Here is a 15,832-nt window from a genome sequence, read left to right as displayed (position 1 = left end):
CGATTCGGATATAGCGCTTCTATTAAAAATGGTTAGGGTTTAGATGATTGTAAAATGTCTACGAGCTGGTGTACATGAATTAAAACAGATCAATGAGTTAATGTATCGCTCAAAATCTTATTGGGGATATGATAAAGCATTTATGGATAAATTCATGCAGCTTTTTCAAATGACGACAGACTATCTTGAAAAAAATACAGTGAAACTTTTTTATGAAAGGAATACTGAAAAACCCGAAAAAGCGATAGGTTTTTATAGTTTTAGCATCAGAAAAAAAGAGTCTGAACTGGATAATTTTTTTATTGATCTAAACTATATTGGTAAGGGGTTCGGTAAAAAAATGTGGTCTATGATGGTTGAAGATTTTAAATCACATGGCGTGAGTAGGTTCAAATTATGGAGCGATCCTGGTGCCGAATCATTTTACAAGAAAATGGGATGCATCAAAATTGGTGTTAAAAAATCTCCTATGATGCCAAATAGATATCCCATTATTTTTGAGTATGAGATTTGAAGGAGCTTTGATAAGTTTCTTTTCCATTTTATCCTGGGCAAATGTGATTTTTTTGAGCAACCCAAACCGTTGCTTCTCCACACTCTGGGTCCCTAATGTTATGTACAAGGACTTTAAAATGGCACTCTAGAAGGATTTGAGTATATTCTTCGGACGAAAGGGAGGCATGATATAAATCATATCCTCCATTATCACCCCAAACTTCTCCGTACCCCGGTCCGGAAGTAAATATTAATAAACCATTTTGCTCCACTAAAGAGGCAAGTGATTTTAATGTTTTTCGTTGATCGTCATGAGGTAAATGAAAGAAACTATGCCAGGCAATGACCGCATCGAATTTCTCTTGTAGATCTAAAGTCCTCATATCAGCAAGTAGCCATTTTGCATTTGGGAATCGTTTTTTGCATTGCTCAATCATTTTGTGACTTGCATCAATGCCTGTTACTTCATACCCTTGTTTAATTAAAAATTGTGCCATGGGTTCGCCTGTACCGCAGCCAACATCTAAAATTTTGCCTTTTGATGGAAGCTTATTTTGCAATAACTCTAAATAAGATTGCTCCATCTTGAGCTCTTTATTGCGATGACTATCAAACCACTCGGAGATTTCATCATAAATAAGATAGACATTATTTTTATTTCTTTTTTGGGTTGAGGGATTAGTCCGATATTTCAACTGAACAAAACCACCGCCAATACATTTGGTTTCAAGATGCTCCAGTTCAATGTCTTGTGTTAAATGTCCAAATAATGAACGACCAGAACCTAGCAAGACTGGTGCGATGGTTATTGTTAATTCATGGATTAAATTCGCGGCTATAAAATTTTGGACAGTTATCCCACCATCAATATAAAGATGCTTAAATCCTTCATCAGTTAACCGCTTAACGAGCTCGATGGGTGCTTCGGAAGATGCTGAAACATATTTTAAATGAGTAGGAATTTCTATAGGTTTGCTACTCATCACTATGACAGGAAGCTCACCATAAGGCCAAGGGTCAAATGATAAAACTTTCTCAAAAGAATGCCTCCCCATAATGAGTCCATCGACCGTAGATATGAACTCTTTATAACCACCATCCTCACCTGGGGGCACAAGCTCATTTGCTTTCGTTAGCCAATCAATAGAACCATTATCTCTTGCAATAAAGCCATCAAGACTTGTAGCAATAAAAACAGAACATTTAGCAAACATCATCATTTATCCTCTTTATACAGACTTATTGATTGAGCTCATGCAGTGTAATAGCATTTCCTTCAGAATCGATGATAATTGCCATTCTACATACAGGTGATGAAAAAGTATCCAATTTGAATGTTACCCCATTCTTTTTTAATTGTTGCGTTAAGGAATCCAAATCTTCCACTTCAAAAGCAATACTACCTCCGGACACAGCACTTGGTTTAACACCTTCCGCAAGGGTTGTGATTGCAAAGCATCCGCCTTGGGGTAAGTCGTACTCTATCCAATGACCATTCGCAGATGTTTTGCTAGGCGTTAAACCAAGATTTTTTTTATAAAAATCCATCGCTCGATCTAAATTTTCGACAGGATACATGGTGAACGCTACTTTTTTTAACATGGTTTTTCCTTATAATAAAATGATTTTATCATTTTATTTGTTTTTACATTTTTTATCGAAATAATACTTGATCACATGGTAGTGGTAAAATGCTAAATGAGGTTGAGAACCAAGCTTTAACTTAATGTCATCACACTCTGATTCACTTGTTTAAGTCAAATGAAGACCTTAGTAGTCCTAAACTTAAAGCCCCTGGAAAAACAGTATCGTGATCCATATCATTTAGAATATTAAAAATAGTGCTGAGATTTTTGTGGGGCTTGCTCATGATGATTTCATTAAATAATTTTAAATCATCTATCATGCGGTAATCGCCTTTATTTTCATGGTCGCCGATAATAAAGCAAACACGGGTTTTTTGTTGTAGATTAAAATTCCGTTTCCTCTGAGCTGCTTTTAGCACCAAATGATTATCATACCAGAGAGAGGGGCTGACGATAATGTAATGATTAAATACTTCAGGATGATGAATTAATAAATACACCCCAAATAACCCACCATAAGAATGACCGACAAAAGTACTGTTTTGATTGACTCTATATGTCTGGTGAAGATAGGGAATAAGTTCTGAATAAATAAATCGATAAAATGCTTCGGCACCACCCGAGTATTTTTGATATTCAGATCCATAGCCCCCTGAGCTAACATAACTTGGGGTATAATCCCTGGTTCTGTTTTTCTTATACTCATTAGGATTTGCATAGGCTATTCCAACAATAATGGAGTCGTTAATTCTATTTCGGTCGGATAAATGCTCACTAATTTGTTTCGCTAATGCAAAACTGTAGTCAGCATCTAATAAGTAAATAATTGGATAGCTTTTGTTGTTAGAGGAATATCCTTTGGGTAGGCTGATGTATAAATTATATTTGATCCTATTGATCTTGGAGGAAAACTCTTTAGTTAAAGTATGATGTAAAAACAACTCATTCGTGTATTTTTTTGCTTGAGTATTGGTTTGTTTCATGGTCGATATGTCATTTGCTGCCATGAGGTTTAAAGACCAGCCTAAACTGAACAATGCGAGTATTTTTTTCATACACTAGCCCCGTAAGAACTTTAAAATCAGATCATTAATTTGTTGCTGAGTTACTTTCGAACTACGATCACATAAATCGATATGTTTGACCTCAGGTAGTGGGATAATTGTTATGGCTAATTGTTTTAACGACTCTTTAGGAGGCAGTACGCCTTCATCTGCTTTAGTATCATTTCCACGTAGCGATAAAATAGGTGTTAATCCGGTGCGTGGAAAAGGCATGCGGAGGCTATCCAGCGATATAATTTTTTCCACTAATTGAGGGTATTTGCTTGCAAACAGCATGGCAATATCACCACCATTCGAATGGCCAATTAATGTTACTTTAGACAAGTTTAAACTGGGGTTGATGCGGTTAAGCTCTTTGATTACGTAACGTATATTGGCACTTCCTCGTTCCCATAAGGGTTTCCGTTGTTCAAATAAATTGCCAGTTTGAGCTAATGGGGGATCTGATTTTAGATCATGTTGGATGCTTACAACAAAATAACCATTTCCTGCAAGTGCATTAGCTAAAAATGAATATTCAGTATTGCGCACTGTGTATCCGTGATTAATGATGGCGACGGGCAATTTAAGGATGCCTGCATTTGCTTTTCCTTGTGATTCATTACTCACATACATTTTAACTGGAATAAAGCGCTTGCGGTCTTTATCATAAAATTTAATGGTATTAACTGTGATAAATGGATTGTTATCAGGTTCAGGATCTTTAGACCAATCAACTACTTTCCCCCGAGTAAAATCCCATCGATAAAGCCAGGAAACACCAAAAGGGGCATAATAGGCATCAGCGGACAGATAGGCTTTATCCTGTAATGCTTCATCAAGACTGATGAAATGATAACCGTATTCCTCTGCTATAGTTAAGAGCGACTCAATGGCTAATGAATTAATAAGATTGGCATGCAAAAGCCAAGTCTGATTAATATTTCTACCAAATATTTGCTTGGATGCGCTTTCATAAAAGGCAAATTTAGCACGTGTATGCTTCAGGTAACTTTGAATGATTTTGTCTTTATTCTGAGGGAACTCATGTAATTGCTGATTAAACTTCCAGTCATCAGTGTCTATAGTAACTGGCGCAACCAGATATCCCTCATTTTTTAAAAACGATTCAAATTTAGAACGAATCTCTAATGTTTTACCCGTATCAAGGTAGGGATGCCTAAAGTAGTGGTACTGCCTACCGGCACTTTGCATTAATTGTTTGGATATTTTAGAGCCATTAATCACTTCAGCTTTAAATTGCTCAGAAGTGAGGCTGCTTAAAGACAGATGCGAATAGGTATGGTTCCCCAAATCAAATCCGTTATCTACCCATAATTTTAGGAGATTTATTTTTTCTTGAGTTTCATTAGTGCGATAGAGTTTCCCTTCATTCACAAATCCAATTGCAGGTACTCTATATTTGATAAGCGCATTGACTATTCGTTGATTTATTAGAGCCTGTTCCTCTATAGATTCTTCTATTGAAGCAGGTAGATCATCAAAAGTAATTGCTATTTCATTGGCGTAACTAAAAGCTTGATAGCAAAATAGGAATAGAGCCTGTGTTATTAATAGAGCTATGTTAGATTTCATGTATTATTTTTCCAATTCATTAATCAAGTAAAATAATTGATTTAGTGCCTCATTTTTCGCTCTGAAACTGGCGAAGGTTACATGTTTTTTACTGTCTGCAATATGTTTCGTAAAGGTAATCACACGACCATCTTTCTCGATCCAACCCACGAACCATCCGTGTTGTAGTGGTGATTTTTGGCTTTTGTTCTTTGTTAACTGTCGACCATTACCTGTTTTTCCATATAGTTTCCAACCACCTGCTAATTCTTGAATATATAAAATATTTTTAGTCATAGTGCGTGCTTTTGGGCTCACGGGTAATTTTTTATTGACTATTTTTTGTAGAAATTGAATTTGTTCACTAGGTGATATAGCAAGAGAGCTTGATAACCAGGCATTGGTTAGTCCATTTGTCTTCCCTTTGTCGCCGGAAACGTCCTGATTGCCATAGTGAAATGCATCAACATAATTCTTAAATCGGAGCATGCCTAATTTCTGGGTTAAAACTTGTGAATACCAAACACAGGAATCTCTTATCCAGGTACGTGGATTATGGGGATATTTCCATACATTGAGATAAAGTTCGTATTCTTTTTTGTACTGCCATTCTGGATGAAGTTCATCTTTCAATATTCCTGAGTCAAAACCCATAAGACTCAAGGCAATTTTAAAGGTTGATTCTGGTGCAAAACGTTGGTTGCAATCTTTACCCTCGTGCTTTAGCACAGTTTGATTTTCCTGTACCAAAAAGCAAGTGCTTTGGGCCAATGTAGTACTACAATATACTAGCGTCATACATAAAAATACGCTTAATTTCTTCATAACAACTCACCATCATTTGAATTTATATAGATATGGGTACAGCAAATCAGCCGCACCCATAGGCGATTTATAGCTTCGTATTATTTAGGCTATTAATGGCAACCTTACGAAATACCGGAGCGGCCAATTCCCCACCGGAGGTTAAAGTCTTGCCATTTTTGCTTAGATGACCGTCTTCAATTACGACTACAATGGCATAACGTGGCTCATTAACCGGTAGAAAACCTGCAAACAAGGCAAGATGTTCCGCCTTTGCAAAATTAATGTTTTCTGCAACTGTTCCTGTTTTACCTGCGACACTTACACCAGGAATAGCAGCGAGTTTTCCTGTACCATTGGTCACAACGTTCTCGAGAATATGATTTATTGAGTTTGTTGTTGTTGCTGAAATAACAGGAGCTTCTCCTCCTTGAAATGGATGTCCAAAGTTTGCAAGAATGGCATAAGATTTTGTTAGCGAATCAATCGTGACTGGTATATTCTCACCAACAGAAGCCATTGCGAGTTGCAATTTATCACTTTGATTTGCTTGCCACCAAGTGTTCATATCAAAACCAAATTCAGCAAGTTTTTTACGAATTACAGGTGCCCCAGTTTCTTGGGCGACCTTAATAAGGCAAACATTACTTGATCGTGTAATCGCTTGCATCAATGAAGTAGAGCCTTGACTTACATAGTAATCTGTAAATGTTTTGCCTTCTATAGAGTATGGCGCGTGACAATCATAGTTCTTTGTTTCCGAGCTACTCCCAGAATCAATTGCTGCCGCTGCAATAAAGGGTTTTATCAAGGACCCTGGTGAAAAAACACGTGATTTCCAACTGCTCTGATTTTTATTCTTACTTGTTTCTGCAAATGCAATGACATCACCAGTTTTTGCATTGACGATAGCAATAACCCCCGATTTTGCATGATATTGTTTCATCGCTGTTTTAATTTCTTGCTCTGCAATATGCTGCATTTTAGGATCTAAATGGGATGTATCGATTTCTTTTGTCTTAGAACCAGTCAATGTTCCTACTGCTGAATAGGCAACACAGATTGGGGCCAAAATAGAAAAGCCCACAAATGCAGCCCTTAGCAATAAGGATTTAGAGGGTTTAAGTGGATAAGCTGATAACATTGAAATTCTCCTGATGATAAATGTACAGTCTTCATTGTCTTTGCCCATGGCCATACCCACCGTGCATGCAATTTCTCGGTTAGATGACACAGAACATCGAGATACTGTCTGCACTACATCAAACAGACAGTTGCCATAGTCATGTGCCGAAATTTTTGGCTGGCCAACCAGTACTTCATCACATGAACATTCTTGTAATTCGCTTAAAATATGACTCCAGCGAGTAACACCTGGATTACCCCAGAAGATAATGCGCAGGGCTTCAATAAAATAGGCCCATAGGCAATCACCATTACGATGATGTTGACCTTCATGAGCAATCGCAATCTTCACATTCTTGGAAGAAGAAAATAAGGATACGGGTAATACGATATAAGCTTTGTTAAATAAAACAACTGAGAAAGGAATATGGCAACGTCGAGAAACTTTAATGACCAATTTACCGGACGTTCGATACGTAATTGCTTCAGCTAATAGTGCTCTTAAACTACCCAAACTCAACAATACTTTATAACTACGAAATAAGATGAGTAAACAAAACACGACATAAAAAAGATGAAAATAACTCGTATTGCTTATTGAGAAAGAGGTTGCTGATTCAGTAATGTCTTGAGAGGGTTTTGACTTTAAGATGGGTTGATTTACATACTCTTGCAAAGCATCAATGGACGCATAGTGATGCTGCTCAAATTTTTGATTGGTGTTTATACAATGAACCATTAATGGAGAAATCACACAGCTAATTAATAAAAAACGGGCCAATTTGAGTTTAAAAGATGGCTGATTTAGAAGCCAACGACCGCCAATAACCCATGAACTTACTAAAAGTAAGCAATGAATGCCCAATAAAATTTCCAGGAATAACATACTCAAGCCTCTATTTGTTGTTCGGAGGTTACTAATTGTTTTAGTGCTTCCTCAATTGCTTGAATGTCATCATGCTGTAGCTTTTTGGCCATCAAGAGTCTTTGCACCAGTGCTACAGGTTCACCATCAAAAACATTAGTTACCATATGCTCAATACATGTACTTTCATACTCAGCCTTGGTAACAATTGGGAGAAAAACATGGGCATAAGTGTTTTTTTGGCATCCCAAAAATCCTTTTTGTTCAAGCACTTTTACTACAGTTGCTACAGTGGTATAAGCTAAAGGTCTTTCTTTGGGCAAATTTGAAACAATATCTTTAATTGTTACTTTATTAAGGCTCCAAATAATATTCATTAATTCAAGTTCTACCTCTGTAAGGAGGCGATCATGAGCAAAGGTGTTTGCCCCTCTTTTTATTGGCATTTTTTTCTCCAGAAACTTAAATAAAACTCAGGCTACTATATTTTTAGTAGATACTACTATAAAAATAGTAGACTTGAAATAGTTCTAAAGAAAAATTAATGTGGTGAAGTTTCTTAGAAAGATTCATTGGGTATAACAAATAAAATTTTATATAGTTAAAACACCGTATAAGGGTTCTGGGTGGAAACTCCAGATGCCATACTTGATGAGCGGCAAATTAAACACATGCTGAACTACTGAATTTGAGTGGCTTATATATAAACTCTATAGGATGCTCAGGTTGGAGGCTTTCTCCCGGATAAAAACCCTTGCGAACAACCCAATTAATACTTAGAACAGTCCTAAATCAGAAGGATTTTGCTCTCCTTCTTGCTGTTCTATAGTAGCGACTGTCGTTTTAATTTGTGTCTGCTCCTGTAAACGTTGGTTCATTTCTTGAGTTGGCTTTTCTTTTACACGCTTCTCAAGAGGTAATTCTTCTCGTATTGATAACCATTGCCCAATAGCACTTAAATCACCAACGATAGGCTCTGCAATTTCTCGAAAAACAGCGGGCCCATTCTCGCTATTAGTGAGACAAACAACCGCTTCATCTGTAGTAAGATTAATCGCTGCTAAATTGCATCCAGTTCCATTGTCACCCCAATGAAAAGCGATACGGGTTCCATCGGTATTTTTCTGAATCCCAATGCCTAGACCCCAAGAGATTTGATCTAAAATATCAGTAGAAACTCCCTGGCTCAGGGCTTTAGTATCTTTATCTCTTAACGATGAAACAACAGGTTTGAACATTTCCCACCTAATATAGGGATCGTTAACACAGGCTTTTAAAAATTTTGCATAGTCAGAAGTTGTTGTATACAAAGATCCTGCTGCATGAACCATATAAAATTTTTGCTTAAGATTTACTGAACCATTTTTATCATGACCTATTGCTATTGTTGCAGCATGTTCTGGGGGATGGCCAACAATAGTAGTCACAAGGGGTAATTCCCTTGCTTCAACCGGTATGGGTTTTGACCAAAAAAATAGTGGTATTTGAGCAAAGCGGGCTTTGATTTCTTTTAGACTTTTTTCTTCAATTTGGTTGGAGTTTTTTTCAGTAATTTGTACGCTGCCATTTACTGCTCGTTCAGCAACAAATAATTTATCCTTATGAAGGATAATACTTAATTGACCATGTACATCTAAAGTATCCTTTAATAATTTTTTAATGCGTTCAGGCGTTGGCTCTTCCTCTTCATCTGGCAGTTTAATAAGACTGCAACCCGTTGGTGGCATGAAACTACTATCAGTTATACCTAGCTTAGCAAACTCTTCTTGGGCTAAAGCTTCCAGTGATTTTGAAGTAATGTTTTCCACAATTTCACCTAAAAATTGATAGGCCACACCTGAATAATCAAATTGTTTTCCTACTTCAGAAACATACTTTAAAGATTCGGGAGATGAAAATTCATTAGGTAACCCTGCTTGATGAGATAGGATCATACGAGCGGTTAATTTTTTATAATTTTTATCAGCTCGCATCTGTGGAGGACCAAAATCACCGTACTCATGAAGTGGTTTATCTAAATCAATGAGACCTTTTTGCGCTAGTTTCAAGACAATATAAGCAAATACAGGCTTACTCAATGAAGCGGCTTCAAAAACAGTTGAACTAGTAACTTCTTCTGGTTTGTTGACATGAGTCACACCCACCTCTTGCGTAGTAACAACGCCGCGGTCAGAAATAATTGCTGTAGCAATACTTGGGATATTAGTTCTTTTTTGCAATTCACCTAAGGAGCTTGTTAGCTCTTTAGATGGATTGGGTCTTGGAAATGGATTTATGCCCCAATTATTCGTTTTACCACCTAGCTCATCAAGAGTTCTAGCAAAACCCCATTTTGGGAAAAAATAGTGTGAAGCCAGTTCTATTTTAATTGTCGAAGGGATAATGTGTTCCGCAAGAATATGTCCATTATGCGAATTAGCAAAGAACACCACGGCACTCTTATCTTTTAAATTGACGGCAACCCACGCTCTACAATCATTCATGTCGCCTGAGTGGTAAGCCGTAACAACCTCTTCCTTTTCATTGGTTTGTAGCCCCCAACCTAAGCCCCATGCAACATGACTTAAAATGAGCTCGGGTATCTTGTCTCTAGCAATTCCAATCGCTCCAGCTAAACCTCTATCGTGCGTCATGAAGGCATGCGGAACAAAAGGATTTTCAATGGAGTTGTCATGGCTTAGATGTTTGACAAACTTTGCATAATCTGTTGCTGTAGTTCGTAGTGTATTGGCGGCACATGGTTTGGGTTCTTTACATCCATATTGCGAGATTACAGCTTCTATCAACTCCAAATTGTTTGAAAGTTTACCTTTATCAGGTAACTGTCTAAGAATTCCTGGAACTACTCTTTCCGGAAAAGAACGATTGACTATTTTTCCATTCTCTAACCAATAGGCTGTTAGTTGCTCATCTTCTTTTAGTATGACAATCTGACCAGGCTTCATTTCATCAAACAAGGGTTCCTTTTCAGCATGCAAAAGCAAGTGATAGGCCTTTGGTGGCTCATAAGTGCTATGAGTCATGTCACAATGATCAAACACATGGTTTTTGGCCAATGTTTCTAGATTTGCTTCAGTCAATTTTTCAATCACTTGTTGTAAGTACACGATACCAACATTTGAATATCCATGCATTTTTTCTTTAGAATCTTTTTCTTTAGGATTAGGAATGAACTGAAACTTCATTTCACCATGAGCAAGGCCCGTTGTATGTGATAACACCATCCTTGCAGTAAGTGCTTGGGCACAGACAACAGCAGATGTGTCAGACATATCAAATTTCATTCCATCTATCTCAAATTCTTCTAACGGCAAGATATGAAAAAGAGGGGTATCTAAATCAAATTGACTCAGGTTGAATTTATCTAAATTAAATTTACCTGTCCCTTTCTCTGCTTGATTCGTCGCATTTGACTGAATCAACTTTTGCACTAAATAAGCAAATACGGGTTTGCTTAGCGAGGCTGCTCCAAAAACGGTTTCTGGTTTCACTCTCGTAGGTGGTGCAAGACCTGTTAGAGTAGTTATTAATTCAGACTCTTGAGGATCGGCCAATTTATAGGTATCAGTACAACTTTCTCGTAACTTTTGATATGAGGATTGATTACTTTCATTTAACTGTATTTGATGAATGCTTTGTGTCGTTTGATTCACATAATAAAGTTTGTCGTCAAATAAAACTACAGCATCTTTAGTTCCTAGTCCCAGCTTATTAAAGAGACACTTGAGTGGATCAACTGGTATTGCAAAAAGACCGCAACCCTCTGTAAGGCCTTGTTCTTGAGTAGATATGATTCCATCACTGCTTATGAAGGCAATAGAAACTCCTGGAATCTGTGCTTTAGACATGACGTCCAGCAAAAGTAATTCTGCCATTTTTGCATAAGACATAAAATTGCTCAAAATACAAACTAGTGATTTAATTATACCTGATGCCGTAAAATTTATTCTCAATCAGCATTTTTTTTTACGAATTTTTTAACATTGGCGGATGCTCAGGTTGGTGGCTTTTTACCGGACAGAATCCCCCAAGATGGATTAAGTTGATATTTAATTAAGATTGGATCGGTAAAAATAGCACCGATCCAAATTTACATCTATTGTTTACATTTTGTAGGCATCTAAGATACTTTTAAGCCAAGTCTTTGCCTCTAGACTGACCTTGTCATCATTCAAAGCAATGTCACAAACAGCATATTTTCGTGAAATTTCTTCACCATACATATCATCTAAGGCCTTATTCCAACGCATTAGTACAGTGGAAGCTGAAGTTTTTCCTACTTGTTCAAGAATGCCATAAAGTCTATCCTTCCAATAAGCATCTAAAGCTTTTTCTAACCATGCCATGATCTCTGATGTTAACCCAATGTCATCAAGACCTTTTCCTTCTCCAAATCCTTTTTCCCATTTTTTGGTTCTTAGATGAGCATATTTTTTACCGTATACGCTGTTAACCCATTCCATGTAGTTTTTTCCTGTTTGGATACCTATAGTGGAATCAGGATCGTGTTTCATGTTTTGTTTCAGTTCATCTAAGAGTTGATGCCATTGTTTTTCAAACTCAGCCTTATTATTTGTTTTCATTTCCTTTTCAAACGCTACATATTGTTTTAATTCATCAGGAGTGAATATTTCCTTAACCCAATCATGTTCAAGATGTTCTGCCATTTTATATACCTCAATCAGCTGAATAATGGTTTCCCATGGAATGGATTGATTGATATCAACAGAGTTAATAATGCTTCTTAAGGTTTTAGCTCCGGAAGTACATGCCGCTGCTTTTTGTTCTAACACTTGAGCTTGGGCCTCAAAATGGTTTAGCGCATGACGTTCTTCAGAGAGCAAGGTTTTGATTTGTGACAACTCAAAACCAAAAAACTTTAAAGCAATAATCTGTTGTAATTTCAATAAATCCTTCTCGGAGTAAATACGATACCCATTGGACTGTCGCAATGAAGGTTTAAGTAAACCAATGCGGTCATAATGATGCAATGTTTGCACCGAAACACCGGTCAATTTGCTTAAGTCTTTTACGAACCATTGAGTCATCGTATTACATCCTTAGGAACAAAGGTAAGATATATAGTAACAATAGGGTCAAGCAGTTTTTTCATAAAATGGATATTTATTTTTTTATACCTAACGTTTCAAGGACAAGTTCACAACGCTCTGTAATCGTTTTTTTAGGCACCAGCACGATTTCAAAACCAAACTCTTTATATACATCTATGTGAATTTGCTCAAAAATAAGAGCATCTTCATAACTGATTTTGCGAGCGGAAGTTGGTTCAATAAACCCCAGGTTCTCAAAAAAGAATACTTTGCGTTGATAAATACCCGCTTTTAGGCAGCGGTCAACTTCAGCTACTAAGATAGATGAGGGTGTAAAATCACGATGATGCCAATGAGCGGAGTAACGTCCCAATGCATAAGCACAAAATGGTGATCGATCATAAAATTGCAACTCACCTTTAGCATTCAATTGCCGTAATTTTTGTGTTAAGGCGATCTTATCTACAAAATCAGCCTGCTCCCATGGGCGCATAGTTCCCTTTGCCTGCTCTTCTGCAATGACATCCGTTGCAGATTCAGGAATCACTACATGCCCTAATCTTTTCAATGCCAAAATAACAGAAGTTTTTCCACTGCCTGGGGTGCCAGTGAAGATAAAACGATTTGCTTGTTCTAATCTATTCATTTAATTCAAATCTTTTTTGGATCTCTCCATTTATCTCAATGTCTTCAAGAAACATCTTAAGAGGTCGAACCCATAGTTTAAAATCGCCGTAAAGCGCTCTGTACACCACCATATCTTCCAAGCTTTCTGAGTGTCTAGCAACATCAATCACTTCATATAGATTGCCTTTATAATGACGGTATATTCCTTTTTTTATAAAACTCATAGTACCTTCTTCATATAATAACGCTTATGACCTTTTGGACAGTCATCCAAAACCCCAAACGCTTCGTAACCATGTTTGCGATAAAAATCTTTTGCTTGAAAATCAAAGGTATCGAGGTGAATTAAAGTGACTCCTAATTCTTTTGCTTTCTCCTCAACTTTATTGAGTAAAATGGCACCCAAACCTTGATTGCGATATTTTTCCTCAACAAAAAAGACACTGATGTACATGATTTTCCATATATAAACATCTGTACAAATGCCTGCTATAACTTCATCACCATTTTTAATCGTAACGTTTATATCAATTACTTCAGGTTTTTGTGTGGAAGGGACGCACGATTTATTAAACTCAAACAACTTTTGATCGATAATTTTAAATGAATCTTTTGCATTGAACTCCAATTTATAGTTTGTATTTGGTACATACACATCGTGGCTATCAGGTGTTTTTTTAGTTACGACATCACTTTCTGCATGCAAATTTTTGGTTAATTTTTTGGTAAACCACAGAATTAAATCATCATCCAAGGGATATGTTTCCCCAGGAATGCTTGGTTTATAACCATAAGTTACCCCTAAACCATCAGGAATATAACCTCGGTTAACATAAAGTCGTTGAGCTTGTCCATATCCTCCATCAGGACCACCATATAACCCAACACCAATACCTACAACATCACACTGACTGGCTGCCTTGTCTTCAGCAGCTGTTAGTAAAGCGCTGCCTATTCCAAGTTTGCGAAAAGCAGGCAATACATTTAAGTCCATAATTTCTGGGATTTCTTTATGAGCAAAGGGTTCATAGTGTGAGGCCCATTTTAGAGTAACATAGCCCGCAATTTGGTCTTGAACATAGGCGACCCAAACTGCTCGCTCAGATTGTTGTTGTTCTTGATGGTACCCTTCAAATAAGACGTAAGGTTTTTGCCAATTTGCTTTTTGAAACGCATTGACCAAAATGGGAATATCGGATAATTCCAGTGGCTTAATGGCAATTAACTGTTGGTTTTCTGCTAAAGCTTCAAGCTGTTTCACCATATACACCATATTCCACTCATACCCTGCAGGTTTTAAATCAAAAAGGGCGTTAAAACCAACTGACTGATAGAATTGGTAGGTTTTAAGGTAATTCTCTTCCAATTCAGAGGGGCTAAGTGTTTCAACGGTTATGGTTTTAGCTCCTTGTGTTGCAGCAAAATGGCAAGCCGCTTCGATTAATTGCTTTCCTACACCTTGACGATGATAATCACGTTTTACAGCCATCCAGTAAATATTGGCATTATTAGGATAAGGAAAATCAATAGAAACGAGGCCGATCGTGTCATCTCCATCTTTCGCCGCAAAATTCGTACGTGTTTTCACACCTATTTCGTAGTACTCATTAGCTTCTGGTAAACCAAAGTATTCAGGTAGATCCTTTGTAATTGTTCGGCACAATGATTTGGCCAGTTCACCCGTTATTTTTTCGATTTGAATCATAGTACTTTCCCTACCGCAGTATCTCTCGCATCACCTTCATAGCCATCCGGATCATCAAATGGCATGTCGATATAACCATTATTTCTATAAAATCTTAGAGCATCCGGTGAGGACTCCACGTGCAAGCTTTGATAGCCTTGGTTTTTGAGCCACTTTTCACATAACGCCAGGAATTGGCTACCGTGTTGATGGTTTCTTTTTTCCTCATCAATCACAATGATACGCAAAGCGGCTCTCTGATGAGGCCATAATTGCAGATGGGCATAACCAATGATGTCGCTTCCTTGAGATAAAACAAAATGAACATGAGCATCATGCTCAAAAGTCCAAGTGTAAGGGTCAGAAAACCCAGCTTTATCAAAAAAATAGAATTGTCTGAAATGACGTACTTTATCCCATTCTCGCGGCGTTAATGCCTTCACCACTCTTAATCCATTAACCCCTGCTTTTTTATCAATTGTTGCAATAAAATCTTCTTTGCCCAAACAATAGGCAGTAATGTCATAGGGATATTGATGGGCCAACTCTTGTTTTAAACGAGCATAAGCTTCTCTATCTTTTGGATGTGCTCTCATCCAGTCCCTAAATTTTAAATGCCGCTCGATTTCGGAATTTCCAAACTCAAAAATATGAGCATGATGTGTTCGTAGACTTTCTCCCTTTTGGAAATAGCGGCGAAAAGGAATACCGTATTCTCCTTTGGCTTCATAGCCAAGTGCCTGCATAGCAGCATTGGCACTGTCTACTTTGCTAATATCTAAAACAACTGGAATCATATCGATGATTGGTTTTGCAGCCAAGCCAGGTACTGAAGTGGAACCGATATGATGAATTTCAATGCAATTACTACCTAATGCTTTTTTAATTCGCTCTGCTTCCTGTTCAAATTGCATAGACCAATTAGCATCATAAGAAACTACTTCGATAAGCCGTTGTTGTTGGTTGACTTCCATCAT

14 protein-coding genes and 1 pseudogene are annotated in these 15,832 nt (G+C 37.3%); 1 reads left to right on the top strand and 14 read right to left on the bottom strand.

What is annotated here, in order from left to right; genetic code table 11:
- Positions 1–43: 43 nt before the first annotated feature.
- Positions 44–514 (top strand): GNAT family N-acetyltransferase, encoded by a 471-nt coding sequence (locus LHA_RS15360; protein WP_011212537.1) that lies wholly within the window; start codon positions 44–46, stop codon positions 512–514.
- Positions 515–542: 28 nt separating this feature from the next.
- Here LHA_RS15360 and LHA_RS17590 read toward each other — a convergent pair whose 3' ends face one another.
- The 14 genes and pseudogenes from LHA_RS17590 to LHA_RS15295 all read right to left on the bottom strand — a co-directional run bounded on the left by LHA_RS17590 (position 543) and on the right by LHA_RS15295 (position 15,829).
- A complete protein-coding gene (locus LHA_RS17590) occupies positions 543–1,079 on the bottom strand; it encodes a class I SAM-dependent methyltransferase (protein ID WP_318152483.1) in 537 nt (178 codons plus the stop codon).
- A gap of 99 nt (positions 1,080–1,178) precedes the next feature.
- Positions 1,179–1,709: pseudogene (locus LHA_RS17585) on the bottom strand (dihydrofolate reductase family protein); the annotation flags it as partial.
- 25 nt (positions 1,710–1,734) lie between these two features.
- Positions 1,735–2,097 carry a VOC family protein gene (locus tag LHA_RS15350; RefSeq protein WP_011212535.1) on the bottom strand — a complete coding sequence of 121 codons (363 nt, stop codon included), beginning with the start codon at positions 2,095–2,097 and terminating at the stop codon, positions 1,735–1,737.
- A 142-nt stretch (positions 2,098–2,239) separates the two neighbouring features.
- Positions 2,240–3,136, bottom strand: coding sequence for an alpha/beta hydrolase (locus tag LHA_RS15345; RefSeq protein ID WP_011212534.1), 897 nt, complete (start codon positions 3,134–3,136; stop codon positions 2,240–2,242).
- A 3-nt stretch (positions 3,137–3,139) separates the two neighbouring features.
- Complete coding sequence (locus LHA_RS15340; RefSeq protein WP_011212533.1) at positions 3,140–4,720, bottom strand: alpha/beta fold hydrolase; 1,581 nt, start codon at positions 4,718–4,720, stop codon at positions 3,140–3,142.
- 3 nt (positions 4,721–4,723) lie between these two features.
- Positions 4,724–5,524, bottom strand: coding sequence for a class D beta-lactamase (blaOXA, locus tag LHA_RS15335; RefSeq protein ID WP_011212532.1), 801 nt, complete (start codon positions 5,522–5,524; stop codon positions 4,724–4,726).
- Between the two features lie 67 nt (positions 5,525–5,591).
- Positions 5,592–7,514, bottom strand: a complete 1,923-nt coding sequence (locus LHA_RS15330) for a M56 family metallopeptidase (RefSeq protein WP_011212531.1) — start codon at positions 7,512–7,514, stop codon at positions 5,592–5,594.
- A gap of 2 nt (positions 7,515–7,516) precedes the next feature.
- Complete coding sequence (locus LHA_RS15325) at positions 7,517–7,939, bottom strand: BlaI/MecI/CopY family transcriptional regulator (protein WP_011212530.1); 423 nt, start codon at positions 7,937–7,939, stop codon at positions 7,517–7,519.
- A 330-nt stretch (positions 7,940–8,269) separates the two neighbouring features.
- The gene (locus LHA_RS17580) at positions 8,270–11,383 is read right to left on the bottom strand and encodes a serine hydrolase domain-containing protein (protein WP_011212529.1); all 3,114 of its coding nucleotides are present in this window, start codon (positions 11,381–11,383) and stop codon (positions 8,270–8,272) included.
- Positions 11,384–11,596: 213 nt separating this feature from the next.
- Entirely contained in the window at positions 11,597–12,541 is a 945-nt protein-coding gene (locus LHA_RS15315; RefSeq protein ID WP_011212528.1) for a MerR family transcriptional regulator, read from the bottom strand.
- A gap of 76 nt (positions 12,542–12,617) precedes the next feature.
- On the bottom strand, positions 12,618–13,190 hold the full coding sequence (locus tag LHA_RS15310; protein WP_011212527.1) for an AAA family ATPase: 573 nt from the start codon (positions 13,188–13,190) through the stop codon (positions 12,618–12,620).
- Positions 13,183–13,395: a DUF1653 domain-containing protein gene (locus LHA_RS15305; protein WP_010655373.1), complete on the bottom strand. Its 213-nt coding sequence runs from the start codon at positions 13,393–13,395 to the stop codon at positions 13,183–13,185. The genes LHA_RS15310 and LHA_RS15305 overlap by 8 nt, the downstream gene beginning before the upstream one ends.
- Entirely contained in the window at positions 13,392–14,876 is a 1,485-nt protein-coding gene (locus LHA_RS15300) for a GNAT family N-acetyltransferase (RefSeq protein ID WP_011212526.1), read from the bottom strand. The genes LHA_RS15305 and LHA_RS15300 overlap by 4 nt, the downstream gene beginning before the upstream one ends.
- Entirely contained in the window at positions 14,873–15,829 is a 957-nt protein-coding gene (locus tag LHA_RS15295; RefSeq protein ID WP_025520180.1) for a bifunctional GrpB family protein/GNAT family N-acetyltransferase, read from the bottom strand. Before LHA_RS15295 ends, LHA_RS15300 begins: the two co-directional genes overlap by 4 nt.
- Between the last annotated feature and the right edge of the window lie 3 nt (positions 15,830–15,832).

Origin of the sequence: Legionella hackeliae (genome assembly GCF_000953655.1) — a bacterium.
Classification (GTDB): domain Bacteria; phylum Pseudomonadota; class Gammaproteobacteria; order Legionellales; family Legionellaceae; genus Tatlockia; species Tatlockia hackeliae.
The sequence above is the reverse complement of the archived record's forward strand: the minus strand, read 5'-3'. Positions and strand labels throughout refer to the sequence as shown.